16 protein-coding genes are annotated in these 16,267 nt (G+C 45.7%); 3 read left to right on the top strand and 13 right to left on the bottom strand.

The features are described from left to right. Positions 1-10: 10 nt before the first annotated feature. The 5 genes from BVI01S_RS12445 to BVI01S_RS12430 form a co-directional block, all read right to left on the bottom strand. Entirely contained in the window at positions 11-787 is a 777-nt protein-coding gene (locus BVI01S_RS12445; protein WP_061810365.1) for a class I SAM-dependent methyltransferase, read from the bottom strand. Positions 788-1,128: 341 nt separating this feature from the next. After that, positions 1,129-1,509: a helix-turn-helix domain-containing protein gene (locus BVI01S_RS12440; protein WP_034760875.1), complete on the bottom strand. Its 381-nt coding sequence runs from the start codon at positions 1,507-1,509 to the stop codon at positions 1,129-1,131. A 181-nt stretch (positions 1,510-1,690) separates the two neighbouring features. Then, complete coding sequence (locus tag BVI01S_RS12435; RefSeq protein ID WP_034760873.1) at positions 1,691-2,257, bottom strand: thioredoxin family protein; 567 nt, start codon at positions 2,255-2,257, stop codon at positions 1,691-1,693. A gap of 419 nt (positions 2,258-2,676) precedes the next feature. Continuing rightward, entirely contained in the window at positions 2,677-2,841 is a 165-nt protein-coding gene (locus BVI01S_RS22550; protein ID WP_156030061.1) for a hypothetical protein, read from the bottom strand. Beyond that, complete coding sequence (locus tag BVI01S_RS12430; RefSeq protein ID WP_034760872.1) at positions 2,807-3,235, bottom strand: DUF4257 domain-containing protein; 429 nt, start codon at positions 3,233-3,235, stop codon at positions 2,807-2,809. Before BVI01S_RS12430 ends, BVI01S_RS22550 begins: the two co-directional genes overlap by 35 nt. A 101-nt stretch (positions 3,236-3,336) precedes the next feature. Here BVI01S_RS12430 and BVI01S_RS22545 point away from each other — a divergent pair, with 101 nt between their 5' ends. Then, a complete protein-coding gene (locus BVI01S_RS22545) occupies positions 3,337-3,492 on the top strand; it encodes a hypothetical protein (RefSeq protein WP_156030059.1) in 156 nt (51 codons plus the stop codon). A gap of 77 nt (positions 3,493-3,569) precedes the next feature. Here the strand turns inward: BVI01S_RS22545 and BVI01S_RS12425 are convergent, their stop codons facing one another. From BVI01S_RS12425 to gatC, 4 genes are all read right to left on the bottom strand, one after another. Further along, positions 3,570-5,198 carry a M4 family metallopeptidase gene (locus BVI01S_RS12425; RefSeq protein WP_061810376.1) on the bottom strand — a complete coding sequence of 543 codons (1,629 nt, stop codon included), beginning with the start codon at positions 5,196-5,198 and terminating at the stop codon, positions 3,570-3,572. A gap of 317 nt (positions 5,199-5,515) precedes the next feature. Further along, positions 5,516-6,946, bottom strand: coding sequence for an Asp-tRNA(Asn)/Glu-tRNA(Gln) amidotransferase subunit GatB (gene gatB / locus BVI01S_RS12420; RefSeq protein ID WP_034760868.1), 1,431 nt, complete (start codon positions 6,944-6,946; stop codon positions 5,516-5,518). Between the two features lie 12 nt (positions 6,947-6,958). Then, the gene (gatA, locus tag BVI01S_RS12415; protein ID WP_061810364.1) at positions 6,959-8,419 is read right to left on the bottom strand and encodes an Asp-tRNA(Asn)/Glu-tRNA(Gln) amidotransferase subunit GatA; all 1,461 of its coding nucleotides are present in this window, start codon (positions 8,417-8,419) and stop codon (positions 6,959-6,961) included. Positions 8,420-8,431: 12 nt separating this feature from the next. Continuing rightward, on the bottom strand, positions 8,432-8,722 hold the full coding sequence (gene gatC / locus BVI01S_RS12410) for an Asp-tRNA(Asn)/Glu-tRNA(Gln) amidotransferase subunit GatC (RefSeq protein ID WP_034760864.1): 291 nt from the start codon (positions 8,720-8,722) through the stop codon (positions 8,432-8,434). A 328-nt stretch (positions 8,723-9,050) separates the two neighbouring features. On the opposite strand from gatC, the gene BVI01S_RS12405 reads away from it, so the two are divergent. Together BVI01S_RS12405 and BVI01S_RS12400 are read left to right on the top strand one after the other, a co-directional pair. After that, positions 9,051-9,407: a cupin domain-containing protein gene (locus tag BVI01S_RS12405; RefSeq protein ID WP_061810363.1), complete on the top strand. Its 357-nt coding sequence runs from the start codon at positions 9,051-9,053 to the stop codon at positions 9,405-9,407. A gap of 73 nt (positions 9,408-9,480) precedes the next feature. Then, entirely contained in the window at positions 9,481-10,545 is a 1,065-nt protein-coding gene (locus BVI01S_RS12400; RefSeq protein ID WP_061810362.1) for an AbrB family transcriptional regulator, read from the top strand. On the opposite strand, the gene BVI01S_RS12395 is transcribed toward BVI01S_RS12400, so the two are convergent. The 4 genes from BVI01S_RS12395 to BVI01S_RS12380 form a co-directional block, all read right to left on the bottom strand. Continuing rightward, positions 10,542-10,985 (bottom strand): YueI family protein, encoded by a 444-nt coding sequence (locus BVI01S_RS12395; RefSeq protein ID WP_244886933.1) that lies wholly within the window; start codon positions 10,983-10,985, stop codon positions 10,542-10,544. The two genes, BVI01S_RS12400 and BVI01S_RS12395, sit on opposite strands and share 4 nt — an antisense overlap. Positions 10,986-11,135: 150 nt before the next feature. Next, positions 11,136-12,089 (bottom strand): ornithine carbamoyltransferase, encoded by a 954-nt coding sequence (argF, locus tag BVI01S_RS12390; RefSeq protein ID WP_061810360.1) that lies wholly within the window; start codon positions 12,087-12,089, stop codon positions 11,136-11,138. Beyond that, entirely contained in the window at positions 12,086-15,151 is a 3,066-nt protein-coding gene (gene carB, locus BVI01S_RS12385) for a carbamoyl-phosphate synthase (glutamine-hydrolyzing) large subunit (protein WP_061810359.1), read from the bottom strand. Before carB ends, argF begins: the two co-directional genes overlap by 4 nt. Next, the gene (locus BVI01S_RS12380; protein ID WP_061810358.1) at positions 15,144-16,208 is read right to left on the bottom strand and encodes a carbamoyl phosphate synthase small subunit; all 1,065 of its coding nucleotides are present in this window, start codon (positions 16,206-16,208) and stop codon (positions 15,144-15,146) included. The genes carB and BVI01S_RS12380 overlap by 8 nt, the downstream gene beginning before the upstream one ends. Positions 16,209-16,267: the final 59 nt, after the last annotated feature.

Here is a 16,267-nt window from a genome sequence, read left to right as displayed (position 1 = left end):
ATCACTCTTTCTACTTTTTCATCAGGCAGACTGTAAACTGGTGCTGAAGAGTAAACTCATGGAGGGAATCGTGACGTCTGGATAAGAAGGTATGTAATGACTGCAGTAATCCTTCTATCTCCGTATCCTTTAAATGAGAGAGCAAGGAAAGGGATCCTACGCGCTCGCACCAGGACTGTATGGTGAAATCGACCATATAGTAAAATGTATAAAAATCTTTGATCGTAAAGTCGGCTTGCTGCCATTCTAACAACCATTCCACGGGAAATCCATTTACTTGATTGCCCGGATCAGCTTTTCCTTCCGGGGTTTCACCGATATATTCATGTAAAAACGTCATCGTATCCTTTACGAATTCCTGATTTGGAAGGAAGCTTGAATCGCTTACAATGAACGTTCCTTTCTCCTTCAAAATCCGCTTCATTTCATGTATCGCTTTCGGGCGATCGAATAAATGCCAGCTTCTATGACTCATCGTGATATCATAGTAGTGATCTGGCAGATTCGTTGATTCTGCAGTGCCGGTCAGATAAGGGATCTCGAGGTATTGCCTGCTTTCCAATGCCTTGGCCGTTTTCCTCAGTTCAATAGAAGGTTCGACTCCGATCACTTCGGCTCCACGCTTATGAAGCTTTCGTGTCAGGGCTCCGGTACCTGCACCAATTTCAGCCACTTTCCTTCCTTCCCACACGATTCCTCTTACCTTCAACGTATCAAAAAATTGATGCGGAATATCATCACAAGACGCAGCGTAACGGGAGGTCACATTACCAAAATTCACTTCCATTCACTCTCTTCCCCTATCATAATTGATTTTCACTCTGCTGAACGTTACGATTTCATGTCAACTCCATCACAGCCGCCTGCACAAAAAGCCTTCCTACATACTACATTCTGTATGCCAAGGGGAAACTCCTGCCGAGGGACGGACCTCGCTAACCTTTATATCGTCATAATTTGTAATCCTTTAATTGATCGGTTACTTTATGAAATTATCCTATTTCCACTCGCGATAAACCTTATAATAAATTATATTTCTATCATTTTAGAGGGGGATTTCATGAAGGAATAGAGGTCCGTCCCTAAAAAAACGGTCATCAAAGATGACCGTTTGCTGAGTGGTGTTCTTTAGTTGTTGGCTCCGGCTGCGATCCGCTTTACGTTTTGTTCGGCGGTTTTCGTGAGGTCCGGGGTGAATCCGTTTTTCATTCGTTGATTTTCTTCGTTGAAGTAGTCTTGGACTTCCTGGTCGAATTCTATTTCAATTAGATCACGAATGTCTGTAATTCTGAGGGCGATCATAATGGATACAAGGTGGGCCACTGTTAAGGATTTCTTCTTGAAATTCACTAGCTCATTGATCGTAGCCACTCTTAATCCTGTTAAGCGGTGAAGATCGCCTTGAGTCAATCCTCGTTCGCGCAGGATTTCTCCCAATTTAATGTGAATTTTATGGGGAAATTTATTTAGCGCTTCTATAACAATTGTATTTGTCTTTTGGTGAATCATGATGCTTCAACTCCTCATCCTATATCATATTAACGTGAATCCCCCCATTCGTGAACCGGCAATAAATACCATCAGAACGGGTACTTAAGACCATTTCATTTTGAGCATCATGAATCACCATGAATTAAATGAAAGAAGACTCCCGGAACGTGTCCCGGAAGTCTCCCCCATCTTAATCGTGTTACATCAATACGTTTTGAACTAGGCTCGTCTTCAAGCTTTCGTATACTTCCTGCCAGACCCTTCTATCCTTGATGTATTGGGAGGTCAGGCGCTGGATCATCTCTTTCTGCTTTTCAGGGAACAGTTCATGATCCCTCGGTGGAAGCTTCGCCCGCTCATCATCGACGATCTTTTTCACCATTGGAGCTCGCGGCCCCCATACCAGCTTCTCCTTTCCTTCCTTATCGATAAAAATGAAGATCGGGATCGCTCTCGACGTTCCATTGGTGAGATATTGATCCATCAGTTCAAGATTTTCGTCCCTCAAAATCATCCGAACGTCCAGATTGGCCGCCTCCGCAACAGTAAGAAGGATCGGGATGTTCAGCATGGCGTCACCGCACCAATCCTCCGTAATGGCAATCACGCGCAAAGATTGCTCTCCCAGTCGATTCAACACATCTACGTCTTCTCGCGGAATCTTAAAGCCCTTCCGGATGGCTTCTGTATTTTCTTTATGAGCACTCATATTTTTTATGTATTCTTCCGGTGTCATTCCTTTATCAAACCATTGTTCCAAGTTCATCCTTTTTCCTCCTCCAGTGGTTCATACCTGTCGAATCACTGTGTTCTTTTCTTGGAAATTCTCTCTCTAGCATAGGCATGTTTCTCGTAATCTACAAGTGAAAGTCATATGGGATTTACTCAAATTTTCAATTGTACGATTATGCCTGTAGGAATATAATATAAGAAAAGCAACTTCGTGAACAGGTTCGAATGAACTGCTCCAAGATGATTCATTTCCATTTAAAAAAAGGAATAGCGAAACCGCTACTCCTTATCCATTTTTCCAGGGGGGGGATGGAAATAGGTAAGTATGGAAAGAGGCATCTCTTTCTTGCATCTTTCCCTGACAGAAAAAAAGCTGACTCAATTGTCAGTTTCATCCTCTCATTTTTCGGTTACATTAAATGGATATAGGACGACGCTTTCCATTGAACCATCTTAGACATCCTGTGATTTCTCAATTATTTTTGTCACTTTATTGTAGTAGTAGTCCAGCTCGACTAGGCTATCTGCCTCCTTCAGCCTCTTTAAATAGTGGTTCGCTTTTTCATAATCTTCTGGTGGCAGTTCAACCTTGATTCTTTTTTTCTTCCACTTCGCCAACAGGTTTCACCTCATTATGATTTGGAGATCCTCCCTTAGAGGTCGGTTCGAGCTGATAATGAGATAGCTCTTGAATATAGGTTGCTTTGGTCGCTGCTAAATTCTGTTCGATTTTTCGTGTGATGACGGAACTTCCCCCGATCCCTGATAATAAACTGATATAGATCACATACCAGATCGGGACTGTATCAACCACCGGTAACACGGACAGATACCCTGCCAGAACGCCTATGATAATATCCTTCGTTGAGCCAAAAAGATAATGTTTCTCACCCTGGTCATCAATAAATTTTCGCGGAAAAGTGAAATGACCGTTTTTGAAAACCAGAATATGTCCTAAGCCCCCAATACCACCCATCAACATTGGCAACAAGATCACTTCGAATAAGGACATTCTATCCACCCTCTGGAATCATTTACTATTATTATATATTATTTACAGAAAATTCAGAATAGATAATTGGACGCAATTTTGTCCACTAAAGGAGCGCCATTATGCGAAAAATTGTGATGAAAGTCTCGTCAATCGACAAACTTCGATTTCAAAACTATATGATGCAGCTCAAAAGGGCTGAATCGAAAGTAGAAGCCGATACGTATTACCGATTAGCCAAACAAATCCTGGAGAAGGCCAAAAGGAAGCAAATGTGATGATTTCTCACTGTACTTCCTTGTAAAAATACAAAAAAAGAAGAGCCATGACAGCCCTTCTCTCCCTTTCTACCTGTTTAGTTGACGCCTACCGCATTATACGCAGCATTCACACTTGCCACTTCAGCACTGCCTGCACCATATAAATCCGTTGCTGCCTGAACCGCCGCTGAACGCAGCTGGCTGTAATTGGATGATGGTGTCAAGTATTGAGTCAGGGCACGATAATAGATCTTCCCGGTCTTGGCCGTTCCGATTCCCGTCACCTTCACACCATAGTGTGTACCACCTTGACTTAACAGGTATGCCGCCTTATTTCCGATTCCGCTGTTGATATGAACCCCGCCGTTATCCTGAGTTCCTGTGTATCTTACTGAATAATGATCGGGATCACCGTACTTCGCCGGATCAGACATGGAGCGAAGAGCATCTCCACTTTTGTTCGGTGTATAGATGTCTTCCCCGATTTCCCAATCAGGATTATTATTGGCATCGTATTCTACTAATGTTCCAAAAATATCGGACATGGATTCATTGATGGCTCCTGATTCATTTTGATAAATCAGGTCCGCTGTTGTATCTGTCACGGCATGTGTCAGTTCATGGGCGATGACATCAAGTCCGCCGGATAATGAAATGAACGTCGATCCATCTCCATCACCGTATACCATCTGTTGACCATTCCAAAATGCGTTATTATAGTTTCTGCCGTAATGGACAGTCGATTTCAAGGCTGCCCCGTTTCCGTCATAGCTATTTCGATTATGGGTATTCTTATAATAATCATATGTCGTTCCTGCATAGTAATGTGCATCTACTGCAGCTGCGTCGTAACTTGCGTTAAATAGGTTATCGCTGTCTGCCCACAGTGAGCCGGGAAGACGGGTACGGTTAGATCCATCATACGTGAAGATCCCATTCCCTCTCGTACGATCTTGTAAATAATAGGTTGAAGAAGAAAGGTACGTATTCAGTGACTTCGTATCCCCCAATACACCCTTACCAGAACCGACAGTGTCCGTACCTCCAGCGGCACCCCCACCGCCGCCAGGCTTACCGGCTCCTTTCCCTGCTTCATGAATTTCATTCACCTTGGCAAGAATATCACCTGTGACCGCATCCACGAAATAATTCCAGTTCCCAGGCTCCGGAGCCAGGAAATTATAGTTTACGAGATATGCATAATGTGCTTCACCGTCTTTCACATAGATCACTGATTCGGATTTCGGGGCGTATTCATAATCAGGCTGGCTGCCTACTGCCTTAACCAGATCCTTTTCAGCTGATGAAACGGCTTCTTTTTTCGATAGTTTCTTCACTTGTTTCAGGTTTTGTTTCTCATCCAGATTCGCTGCCGGCGCACCCGATAGAGCTGTGAGCACTCCTTCTTTGTTTACATGTGCTGTCAGAACAGCCCCATAAACAGGAGTGCCCTTATATACTTGCTGGATGCGAAGATATGTAAATCCCAGATCATCCTTTTGCTTTTCTACTACTTTGAACGATAATTTCGAATCACCTTTAAACTTGAACGTCTTTTGTTTGTCTGTTAAATAATCAAATACAACTGTTTCCGGAGCCTTTGAAGATGCTTTCGTCAAATGACCCGAAATAAATTGAGGAGTCCCTACCTGTGAATTGAAATTCACCTTTTCACTCACATTCGAAGCTCCAAATGCTTCCGAGGCCAAGACCGGACTCATCATCAATCCTGCTGTCAATCCTAGTGCAACGACTTTTTTCTTCAATTACAACACCTCTTTGAAAGAATTTTCAAACTATTTAAAACATTAGATATACTATAATACAAGCCTTCAACATTACGAACGAGCCAAAAGACCTAACATTCACCTTTTCCAACCTCGGGTTAAATGACCTACACAAAATGGGCAAAAACCACTCTGATCAGGAAAATTTGAACAAAAAGAGGGACGGACCTTGAACTATTTCAAGGTCCGTCCCTCTTCCCCATAGGAAAACCTCCCTGAAAACCAATTGTTTTCGGGAGGCTTTATGAAAAATATTATCGTTTTTGAATTTCTTGTAGTAATAATTTGTTTACAAGCGGCGGGTTGGCCTGACCTTTTGTCGCTTTCATGATTTGACCGACAAGGAAGCCGATGGCACGGTCTTTCCCGTTCTTGAAGTCTTCGATGGATTGTGGATTCGCATCCAGCGTTTCCGTCACGATCTTGAGTAAAGCACCTTCATCAGAAATTTGAACGAGGCCTTTGTCTTTCACGATTTGCTCAGGATCTCCACCGTTTTCCACTAATTCCTTGAACACTTTCTTCGCAATCTTGGAAGAAATCGTACCTTTTTCAATCAACTCGATCATGCCCGCGAGTCCTTGAGGAGTCAGCTTAACATCTTCCAGTTCTTTCTGTTGTGCATTCAGGTATGCCGAAACTTCACCCATCAGCCAGTTGGAGGCAAGCTTCGCATCTGCACCTGCTTCAACGGTATCCTGGAAGAAATCAGACATTTCCTTCGTCAATGTCAGAACCATGGCATCGTAAGCAGGTAAGCCAAGTTCTTCTACATAGCGCTTTTTACGCTCATCCGGAAGCTCAGGGATCTCAGCACGGATACGGTCCATCCACTCTTGATCGATGTGAAGGTGTAATAGGTCTGGTTCAGGGAAGTAACGGTAGTCATCCGATCCTTCTTTGACACGCATAAGGATCGTTTTACCAGTCGATTCATCGAAACGAAGCGTTTCCTGTTGAATCAAGCCTCCAGATAAAAGTACTTTCTCCTGACGTACGATTTCATACTCCAATCCCTTTTTCACAAAGTTAAAGGAGTTCAGGTTTTTAAGCTCTGCTTTCGTTCCAAACTTCTCCTGACCGATTGGACGAAGAGAAATATTGGCGTCACAGCGAAGCGATCCTTCTTCCATCTTACAGTCGGAAACCCCTGTGTATTGGATGATGGATTTCAACTTTTCAAGATACGCATACGCCTCTTCCGGTGTACGGATGTCCGGTTCGGATACGATCTCGATCAGAGGTGTTCCTTGACGGTTGTAGTCGACAAGGGAATAACCGTCACCTGAGTGAGTCAGTTTCCCTGCATCTTCCTCAAGGTGAAGACGAGTGATTCCGATCCGTTTCTTCTCACCGTTCACTTCAATTTCAATCCAGCCATTCTCACCGATCGGCTTGTCGAATTGAGAGATTTGGTACGCTTTCGGGTTATCCGGATAGAAATAGTTTTTACGGTCAAACTTTGTATCCGTTGCGATTTCACAATTCAATGCGATGGCCGCCTTCATTCCGAACTCAATGGCGCGCTTGTTTACTACCGGAAGAACCCCGGGATATCCAAGGTCGATCACGTTTGTATTTGTGTTCGGCTCTGCTCCGAAGTGGTTCGGCGCCGGAGAGAACATCTTACTGTCCGTTTTTAATTCTACGTGGACTTCTAGTCCGATTACTGGTTCAAAGTTCATTGATTTCACCCCTTACAGTTGTGGTCTTTTTGTATGGAAATCTGTCGCTTGCTCGAATGCATGAGCTACGCGATAAATCGTGCTTTCGTCAAAATGCTTTCCGATGATTTGCAGTCCAAGTGGTAGTCCCGTTGAAGAGAATCCACAAGGTACTGAGATGCCCGGTACCCCTGCAAGGTTCACTGGGATCGTTAAAATATCGTTTGCATACATCGTTAATGGATCATCGATTTTTTCACCGATTTTGAAAGCCGGCGTCGGTGTTGTCGGTCCGATGATGACGTCATATTTTGCAAATACGTCTTCAAAGTCTTTCTTGATCAGCGTACGGGCCTGTTGTGCTTTCTTATAATAAGCCTCATAGTAACCTGAGCTTAATGCAAACGTTCCAAGCATGATACGACGCTTTACTTCATCCCCGAAGCCTTCCGCACGTGTTTTTTTGTAAAGATCAAGAAGGTTCTCTGCGTTCGGCGTACGGTAGCCGTAACGAACACCATCGAAGCGTGCAAGATTGGCAGATGCTTCAGAAGATGCTAATAAGTAGTACGTGGACACACCGAATTTAGAATGCGGAAGAGAAACTTCTTCCCATGTCGCTCCCATGCCTTCCAACACTTTCAGTGAAGCAAGCACAGCTTGACGGGCTTCTTCCCCGACACCTTCACCTAAGTATTCTTTCGGCACAGCAATCTTTAGACCCTTTACATCGCCTGTCAGAGCCTCCGCATAATTCGGAACCTCCACATTGGCTGAAGTCGAATCATTCGGATCAAGCCCAGCGATGGCTTGCAGTAAGTACGCGTTGTCTTCTACATTACGAGTGATTGGTCCGATTTGATCAAGAGATGAAGCAAATGCCACAAGACCGAAACGGGATACACGTCCGTATGTCGGCTTTAATCCGACAGTACCCGTGAATGCGGCCGGCTGGCGGATCGATCCACCTGTATCGGAACCTAATGAAAATGGTACTTCCCCTGCTGCAACGGATGCTGCGGAACCACCCGAAGATCCACCTGGGACCGTTTCAAGATTCCATGGGTTGCTTGTTTTCTGGAAACCGGAGTTCTCAGTAGATGAACCCATCGCAAACTCATCCATATTCAATTTACCGATCGTGATTGTGTCGGCATTATGTAATTTATTGATGACCGTCGCATCATAAATCGGATTGAAGTTTTCAAGGATTTTACTTGCACAAGTGGTACGAAGACCTTTTGTGACGATATTATCCTTGATCCCGATCGGCATTCCGAAAAGAAGACCTTTACTTTCATCCGTCCCCAGTTTGGAATCCATTTCCTTCGCTTTACTGCGGGCATTCTCTTCATCCAGTGTTAAAAATGCCTTTACTTTATCTTCAACGGCGTCGATTCGTTTGTATGACTCGTCTACCAGATCTGTGACAGAAACTTCTTTCTTATGTAAAAGCTCATGAAGCTCTGATAATTTATGGTCAAATAATGACATGAGGTCCCCTCCTTAGTCCAAGATCGATGGAACGCGAACTTGTCCATCTTGTTTGTCTGGTGCGTTCTTCAATACTTCTTCACGTGGCAGGCCTTCAACAGGCTTATCTTCACGCATCACATTCTTCATATCCAGTACGTGACTTGTTGCTTCCACATTCGATGTATCCAATTCATTCAGCTGCTCGGCAAACCCGATGATCGCATCCAGCTGAGTCGTAAACTTCTTCGCTTCATCCTCAGTGATGGCTAGTCGTGCAAGGTGTGCAACATGCTTTACCTGCTCTTCAGAAATTCTAGACATCTTCTTCACCTCCGTATATGTTCGAACACTCACAATACTATAGATAATACCAAAATTCGCTTCATTAAAGCAACTATGACAAGAGATAACCATTGTTAGGGGCATGGCTGATTCTTGTCCATACCTCCCTCTATTCTATCACGAAATGAGGGGGTGGGTGGGATTTTGTGAGGAACGCTATTTTAGGATGTCCGCCGCTGTGTAAATGATCATATCTTTTAATCGCATATATCACCATATATATATAATAGGTAGAACTACACTTTTCACTCTTCCAAATAAAGGACTCCTCCTCCCCTAAACCGAATCTATTAAAAGAGGTGATTTCATGAAAATATATAGTTTCAAACAAAAGACCGGAAAATCCATTCATCATTTCAACAGTCAAAACATTATGATCCATCCTTTACTGAAGCCTGATGATCCATTCCAAATCGGGTATTTTTATTTAGAGGAAAACAGCGTGCTGGGCATGCATCCAGCCATGTGCGATCAGCTTCTGATGATCACGTCAGGATGTGGATGGGTGAGGATCGAAGGGGGCGAAAAAATCATGGTGGAACCGGGCATGGCCGTCTTTTGGCAGAAGGGTGAAATGCATGAATCCGGATCCGAAGATGGTATGACCGCCATTGTCGCCGAAGGAAGCAGTCTCGACCCCGAGCGATACCTGCCTGTGAACTAAAGCATTCCATTTGCTTCCTTTCCTCTATTTGATTACCTTTAAATAGAGTATGTAAATGGAGAGGGTTTTCACAATGCATCCAATTCTACTAGCCTTCATAGCGGGTGTGTTAGGCGGCGGGCTGTTCACGCTCCTGCACCTTCCCCTGTCCTGGCTTCTCGGTTCCATGGTTTCTGTCTTTCTCATTAACAAATGGACAAAGTTTGAGCTTGCCTGGCCGTCTTTTCTCCGGGATCTTGGATTGATCATCGTCGGCTATTCCATCGGACAGTCGTTCAGTCAGAAAACGATGATTGAAATCTTTACTCAGCTTCCTTCCATGCTGACGATGACGGTTGCGATCATTGCCTTCAGTATGGTCCTTGCTTACATTACGTCCAAAATGACGGGAATCGGTTTGTCTTCGACGGTTACCGGTAGTATACCTGGCGGGCTTTCCCAAATGGTGGCTCTCGGGGAGGAAATGAAGGATATTGACTTAACCGTTGTAACGATCCTTCAGGTCATCAGGCTGTTGTCGGTGATCTTTGTGGTACCGTTCCTGGTGTTCAGTCCCCTTTTAGCTGGAGGAGAAACGGGTCCGGGTCCTGCCACTGGTCAATTTGAGATCCCTTCTTTTCACTGGGGGTTTGTCCTTTTTTTCATAATTGCCATTGCAGCAGGCTTCATGGCTAGAAGAATCCACCTGCCCACCCCGACTTTACTTGGTCCGATCCTGGTGATCGGCGGCTTCATGGTGGCTGAATTGCCGGTGCCGCATATGCCAGGACTGTTCATTATCCTGGCTCAATTATCTTTGGGTATTTATTTTAGCTTCATGATGAATTTCTCGTCATCCAACTCGATGGGCAAGTTCATCTTATGGTCGTTATTTACTTCCCTGTGCCTGCTTTTGGGTTGTGTGGGACTCAGCTTTTTATTAAGCCGCTGGCATGATGTGTCTTTTTTGACTGCGTTCATTAGCATGGCTCCAGGGGGCATGGCAGAGATGGCACTGGTCGGACAAGCCGTCAACGCAGATCTTTCCATCATTACCGGATACCATTTATTCCGGATTTTATTTATTTTGTTCATCATCCCAGCGATTTTGAAATGGCTTTTCAAACTATCGATTTTCCAAAGGGGCCATCACGATTAGAAAAGCTTTTTTTTAATGGATGAAAATAGGCTTTTCTTTGGCTTTGATTTCGCCTCCATCACTTTCTCACTTTTTTTCTTCACATAGATCTCTTCCTGATCAATGGCATGATCATAAGCGAGGACGAGTCCGATATCCGTCTCGATCTCCTTATTGGTAACCATGGAAAACGACACGTGATACGTATCGGCAAGCTTGATGTATTTAGATAAAAAGGTATAGCTCATGTTCCCATTCAGTAAAAGTTTTGCATCAGGATGCTTCTTCAATTGATCCTGAACTTCCTTATATATTCCCTTTTCCCTCACCTGGCTTTGGGTAAGGGCAATGACGATCCGCTCTCGCAGGGTCCCCAGAAACTTCCTTCTTTCATCAGGCTTGGTTTGTTTTTGCCCATATATTCCATTTTCCAAGTAATCATCTATGGTTGGCTTACTCAAAAACATTGCACCTCCAAAACGTCTTATTACAGTTTCTCCTACACTATATGTTTACATGTGTTCATTTGGTTCTGTCCCATTTTCTCTTATGGGAATGCTTTCAGGCAACTAAAAGGGTCCGCTCATACACGTGAGCGGACCCTTTGCCATTTATATGAAAAACGATTGTAAAATTGCCTTCTGGACATGCAATCGATTCTCCGCCTGTTGAAATACGGCGGAACATGGACCGTCGATGACGGCTGCAGTGACTTCTTCTTCCCTGTGTGCCGGAAGACAATGGAGGAATGTCACATGGGGAGAAGCATGACTCAACAACTCCTCGTTCACTTGGTATCCTTTAAAATCCTGGAGACGCTTGAACGCTTCCTCTTCCTGCCCCATACTTGCCCAAACGTCCGTGTAGACGACATCAGCACCCTTCACCGCTTCATTCGCGTCATGGGTCAGGGTGAAACTCCCTCCGCTTTTCACGGCCAGATCCACCGTTTTCCCTATGATATCTTCCTTCGGTTCGTACCCTTCAGGACAGGAGACGACGACCTCCATCCCAAGCATGGCACAGAGGATCATGAAGGAGTGGGCCACGTTATTGCCATCCCCGATATAGACGACCTTCACCCCTTTCAGCGTCCCCTTGGTTTCCAGGATCGTGAGGACATCGGCCAACGCCTGGCATGGATGATACGTATCGCAAAGACCGTTGATGACGGGGACACTTGCATACTCAGCCAGCTGTGTCACCTTCTCGGTTTCGAACGTGCGGATCATGATCCCGTCCACATAAGAGGACAGGACGCGTGCCGTATCCGCAATCGACTCCCCTCTTCCAAGCTGGATATCACGGGAATTCAAATAGATGGCGTGACCTCCCAATTGGAGCATTCCCGCTTCAAATGACACTCGTGTTCTTGTCGATGACTTTTCAAAGATCATTCCGAGAGTCTTTCCTTCAAGGCTCTTCGAATAAGGGTTTTCCTTCAAGTACTGAGCCAATGATAAGAGTTCATGGACCTCCTCCGCGGTGTAATCGAGCCACGTGACGAGGTCTCTTCCTTTTAACGACATTTCTTTCGGAGATGGTGCAATGGTTGAATGGTTCATACTCGGCTCACTCCCTGAATGGATTTTGAATGAACTAAAGGCTTCGGCTGGACGTATGCATTCTTGCTCCGCATGAAGGCTTGCAGGGTTTCCGCTTCGGTTATGACGGTGACACCCGCTTCCAATGCAGCGATTCTTCTCTTCGCGTCCGTTTCCTCATCATTGAAGTAGACACATGCATGATCGGTTTGGATCCATTCACTGAATGATGCTTCTTCAGCCGTTTGATATTGCTTAACCTCTGTCTGCTCACAATCGACGTACATGGTTCCCCCTGCTTCCACTCCCCCATGCAGCTCTTCAAATACTTTGTATAAAGCTTCTTCAACGGTTTCCCCCAGACATAGACCTTCTCCCGTCGACTTCATATTCGCACCGAGGATCTGATCGATCTCAGGTAAAGCATGGGATGAGAACACGGGATACTTCACCCCGACTCCTTTTATTTCGGAAGGAGGGTCAAACGCATCGATGGTCAAACGCTCCCCGCACATGAGATCCGTAGCCATATCGATCAATGGAAAACCAAGGATCTTACTGACGATCGGTACGGTGCGGCTGGCCCGGGGGTTGACTTCCAATACATACACATTTTGATTCTGCAGCAGGAATTGAATATTCATGATCCCTTTATACTGAAGCCCGGATACAATCTTACGGGCATACTCTTCAATCGTCTCCTTGATTTCCCCCGACAGGGATTCGGAAGGAAAGATGGACATACTGTCCCCTGAGTGGACGCCGGCCCTTTCAACATGTTCCATCACACCAGGCACATAGACGTCTTCCCCGTCCCCTACAAGATCGATTTCCACTTCCCGGCCTTCTTTAAATTCATCTACCAATATAGGAAAATATTCTTCATCTGCGGTTTGGATGAAGCGCTGCATTTCCTCAAGACTCTTCACTTTCACCATCCCTTTGCCACCGATGACATAGGAAGGGCGGCATAGAAGAGGGAAGGCCAGATTTACGGCAACATGCATCGCTTCTTCTTTACTGTGGCATATGTCCCCTTTCACACGGGGGATCATGCATCCATCAAGGAGTTGATAAAAACGCTCCCGATCTTCCACCCGGTCAATGATATCGGATGAAGTGCCGAGAAGTGTGATTCCCTCTCCTTCTAACATACCGGCAAGGTTCAATGCCGTTTGTCCCCCGAATTGAACCAGTACGGTATCGACCCTCTCACGCTTGATGATGGCAAGGACCGCTTCTTTCGTAATCGGTTCAAAGTATAATCTGTCCGCGGTTTCATAATCGGTACTGACGGTTTCGGGATTGTTATTCACCATGATCGTGGTGTACCCGTGCTCTTTCAAACGCTTGATGGCCTTGACGGCGCTGTAGTCAAATTCGACTCCCTGACCGATCCGGATCGGTCCCGCCCCGATGATCAGGACTTTTTTCTCCCCTGGTAAAGACTCGATTTCATTTGTCCCATAATACGTCGAATAGGCGTAGTTCGTGATCGCCTCAAACTCTCCGGCGCACGTATCGACCATTTTAAATACGGGAACGATTCCTTCTTCCATTCGCAAATCGACGATAGATACTTCAGCCATTCCCGTCAGCCCGGCAATGGTACTATCCTCAAACCGTAACTCCTTCGCTTCTTTCAATAGCTCTGCACTGAATGAGCCTCTGAGCTTATGTTCCATATCAACAAGATTGCTCATCACCGACAGGAACAGCTTATCGATCCCCGTCAGTTCGTGAAGGGAATCGATGGATCGTCCCCCTCTTAACAACTCCATCAGTTCAAAGAATCGTGAATCCGTCGGCGTCACAACCTTCTTCTCCAGTTCATCCAATGATAGATCTGCCATCCCTCCATACAGGCTCTCCAGTGAAAGGTCCAACGATTGAAGCGCCTTTTGAAACGCCGCCTCTAATGAGCGCTCGATCGCCATCACTTCTCCCGTTGCTTTCATCTTCGTTCCAAGGACCCTGTTCGCTTCAGGGAATTTATCGAACGGCCATCTGGGGAATTTCACGACCACGTAATCAAGGGCAGGTTCAAAGCTTGCATAGGTGGTCCTGGTCAGGGGATTGATGATTTCATCCAATGTGTAGCCGACCGCAATCTTCACTGCGACTTTGGCGATGGGATAGCCCGTTGCCTTGGATGCCAGGGCAGATGACCTGCTCACCCGCGGATTCACTTCAATGACAAAGTATTGGTTGCTGTTAGGGTCTAAAGCAAATTGTATATTGCATCCTCCCACTACTTCTAATGCGCTGACGATATCAAAGGCGGACGTACGGAGCATATGAAACTCCCGGTCCGTCAACGTCTGGGACGGGGCCACGACAATGGAATCCCCCGTATGGACCCCTACCGGATCGAAGTTTTCCATATTGCAGACCGATATACAATTTCCTTTTGAATCTCTCATCACTTCATACTCGATTTCCTTGAAACCGGCGATGCTTTTTTCCACAAGCACTTGATGGATCGGACTCGCTTTCAAACCGGATAGCACGAGTTTTTTGTATTCCTCCATGCTGGAAGCGATCCCGCCCCCTCTTCCCCCTAACGTATAAGCAGGGCGGACGATGATCGGAAGGGCAATCTCCTTAGAAAAAATGAGGGCCTCTTCCAGGTCATGGACGATGCTGCTTTCCGCCGTCGGGTGACCCAAAGCTTCCATTAACGACCGGAACTTTTCTCTGTCCTCCCCTTTTTGAATCGAATCAACGGACGTACCGAGCAGTTTCACTCCGTACTTCTCAAGTACCCCTTTCTCATGGAGCCCGACGGCCAGATTCAAGGCGGTCTGCCCACCGAGGCTCGCCACCAACCCTTGTGGTCGTTCCTTTTCGATGATGGTCGTCAAGGTCTTTACGGTCAGAGGTTCACAATACACGGTGTCGGCATAAGCGGTATCCGTCATGATCGTGGCCGGATTGTGATTCACAAGGACTACATCATAGCCCTCTTCTTTCAGGGCAAGACACCCTTGCGTGCCGGAATAATCGAATTCAGCCGCCTGCCCGATGATGATGGGTCCCGATCCGATGATCAGGATTTTTTGAATACTGGAATCTTTAGGCATACATTTTCTCTCTCCCCGGTTGTTTAATCGAATGATAGAATTGCTGGAATATCCACGAAGCGTCTTCAGGTCCAGGTCGTGCTTCGGGATGGAATTGAACGGAAAGGATTGGCTTACTCTTATGCTGCAGGCCCTCAAGGGAACCATCATTGACGTTCATAAATCGGGGCTCAAGTCCTGTCCCGATTAAACTATCTTGATTCACGACATAATTATGGTTTTGCGACGTGATGAACACCTCACCCGTCTCGTTGTCCATGACCGGGTGATTCGCCCCTCTGTGCCCGAATAACAATCGATCCGTTTCCCCTCCCAGTGCAAGGGCGATCAATTGGTGACCCAGGCAGATCCCGAGTGTTGGCATTTGCAGGATTTTCTCTTTCAGCTGTGGTAAGAAGGACATCATTTCCTTCGGGTCCCCAGGGCCGTTGGATAATACCAGTCCATCGACATTCAGTTGATCCAACTGAGCCAATTGGTGATACGGGATGACCGTCACGAGACAATCCATTTCCAACAAGCTTGATACGATCGATTTTTTCACACCGAAATCGACGACGGCGATATGCTTGCTGCCGCTTCCCGTTTGAAAAGTTTCTGAAGCAGCGACTTTTTCGATTTGACCGGTGAGTGTTTCCTCTTCAGGTAGCACTTCTGTATATGAAATGCATGCATTTTGACTTCCCTCATGACGGATCTCTTTTACAACCTGTCTCGTATCCACCCCTGTCATGAAAGGAATCTTCCATTTTTGAAGATAGTCCTTAAGTGACGAAGCCGCTTTATAGTGGGAAAATGATTCGGCTGAACCGAGCATGACGACCCCTTTCACCTGGGGCTTACCGCTTTCGAAATCGTCTTCATTCACACCATACTGGCCGATGAGAGGGTAAGTGAAAACGACGATCTGATCCTTATAGGAAGGGTCCGTCAACACTTCCTGATACCCTGTCATTCCTGTGAAAAATACAATCTCACCCTGAACGGGGCCATCTTCCTCCATCATGACTTTCCCTGTAAAGGTGCTGCCGTTTTGCAAACATAAATAGCCTGTCATGAGTTGCCCTCCTATGAATAAATAATTATATTAAGGTATTTTTATGCATTTATCATTAA

Source organism: Rossellomorea vietnamensis NBRC 101237, from assembly GCF_001591825.1.
Lineage (GTDB): Bacteria > Bacillota > Bacilli > Bacillales > Bacillaceae_B > Rossellomorea > Rossellomorea vietnamensis.
Note: the sequence above shows the minus strand (reverse complement) of the source record. Positions and strands in the feature narration are given on the sequence as shown.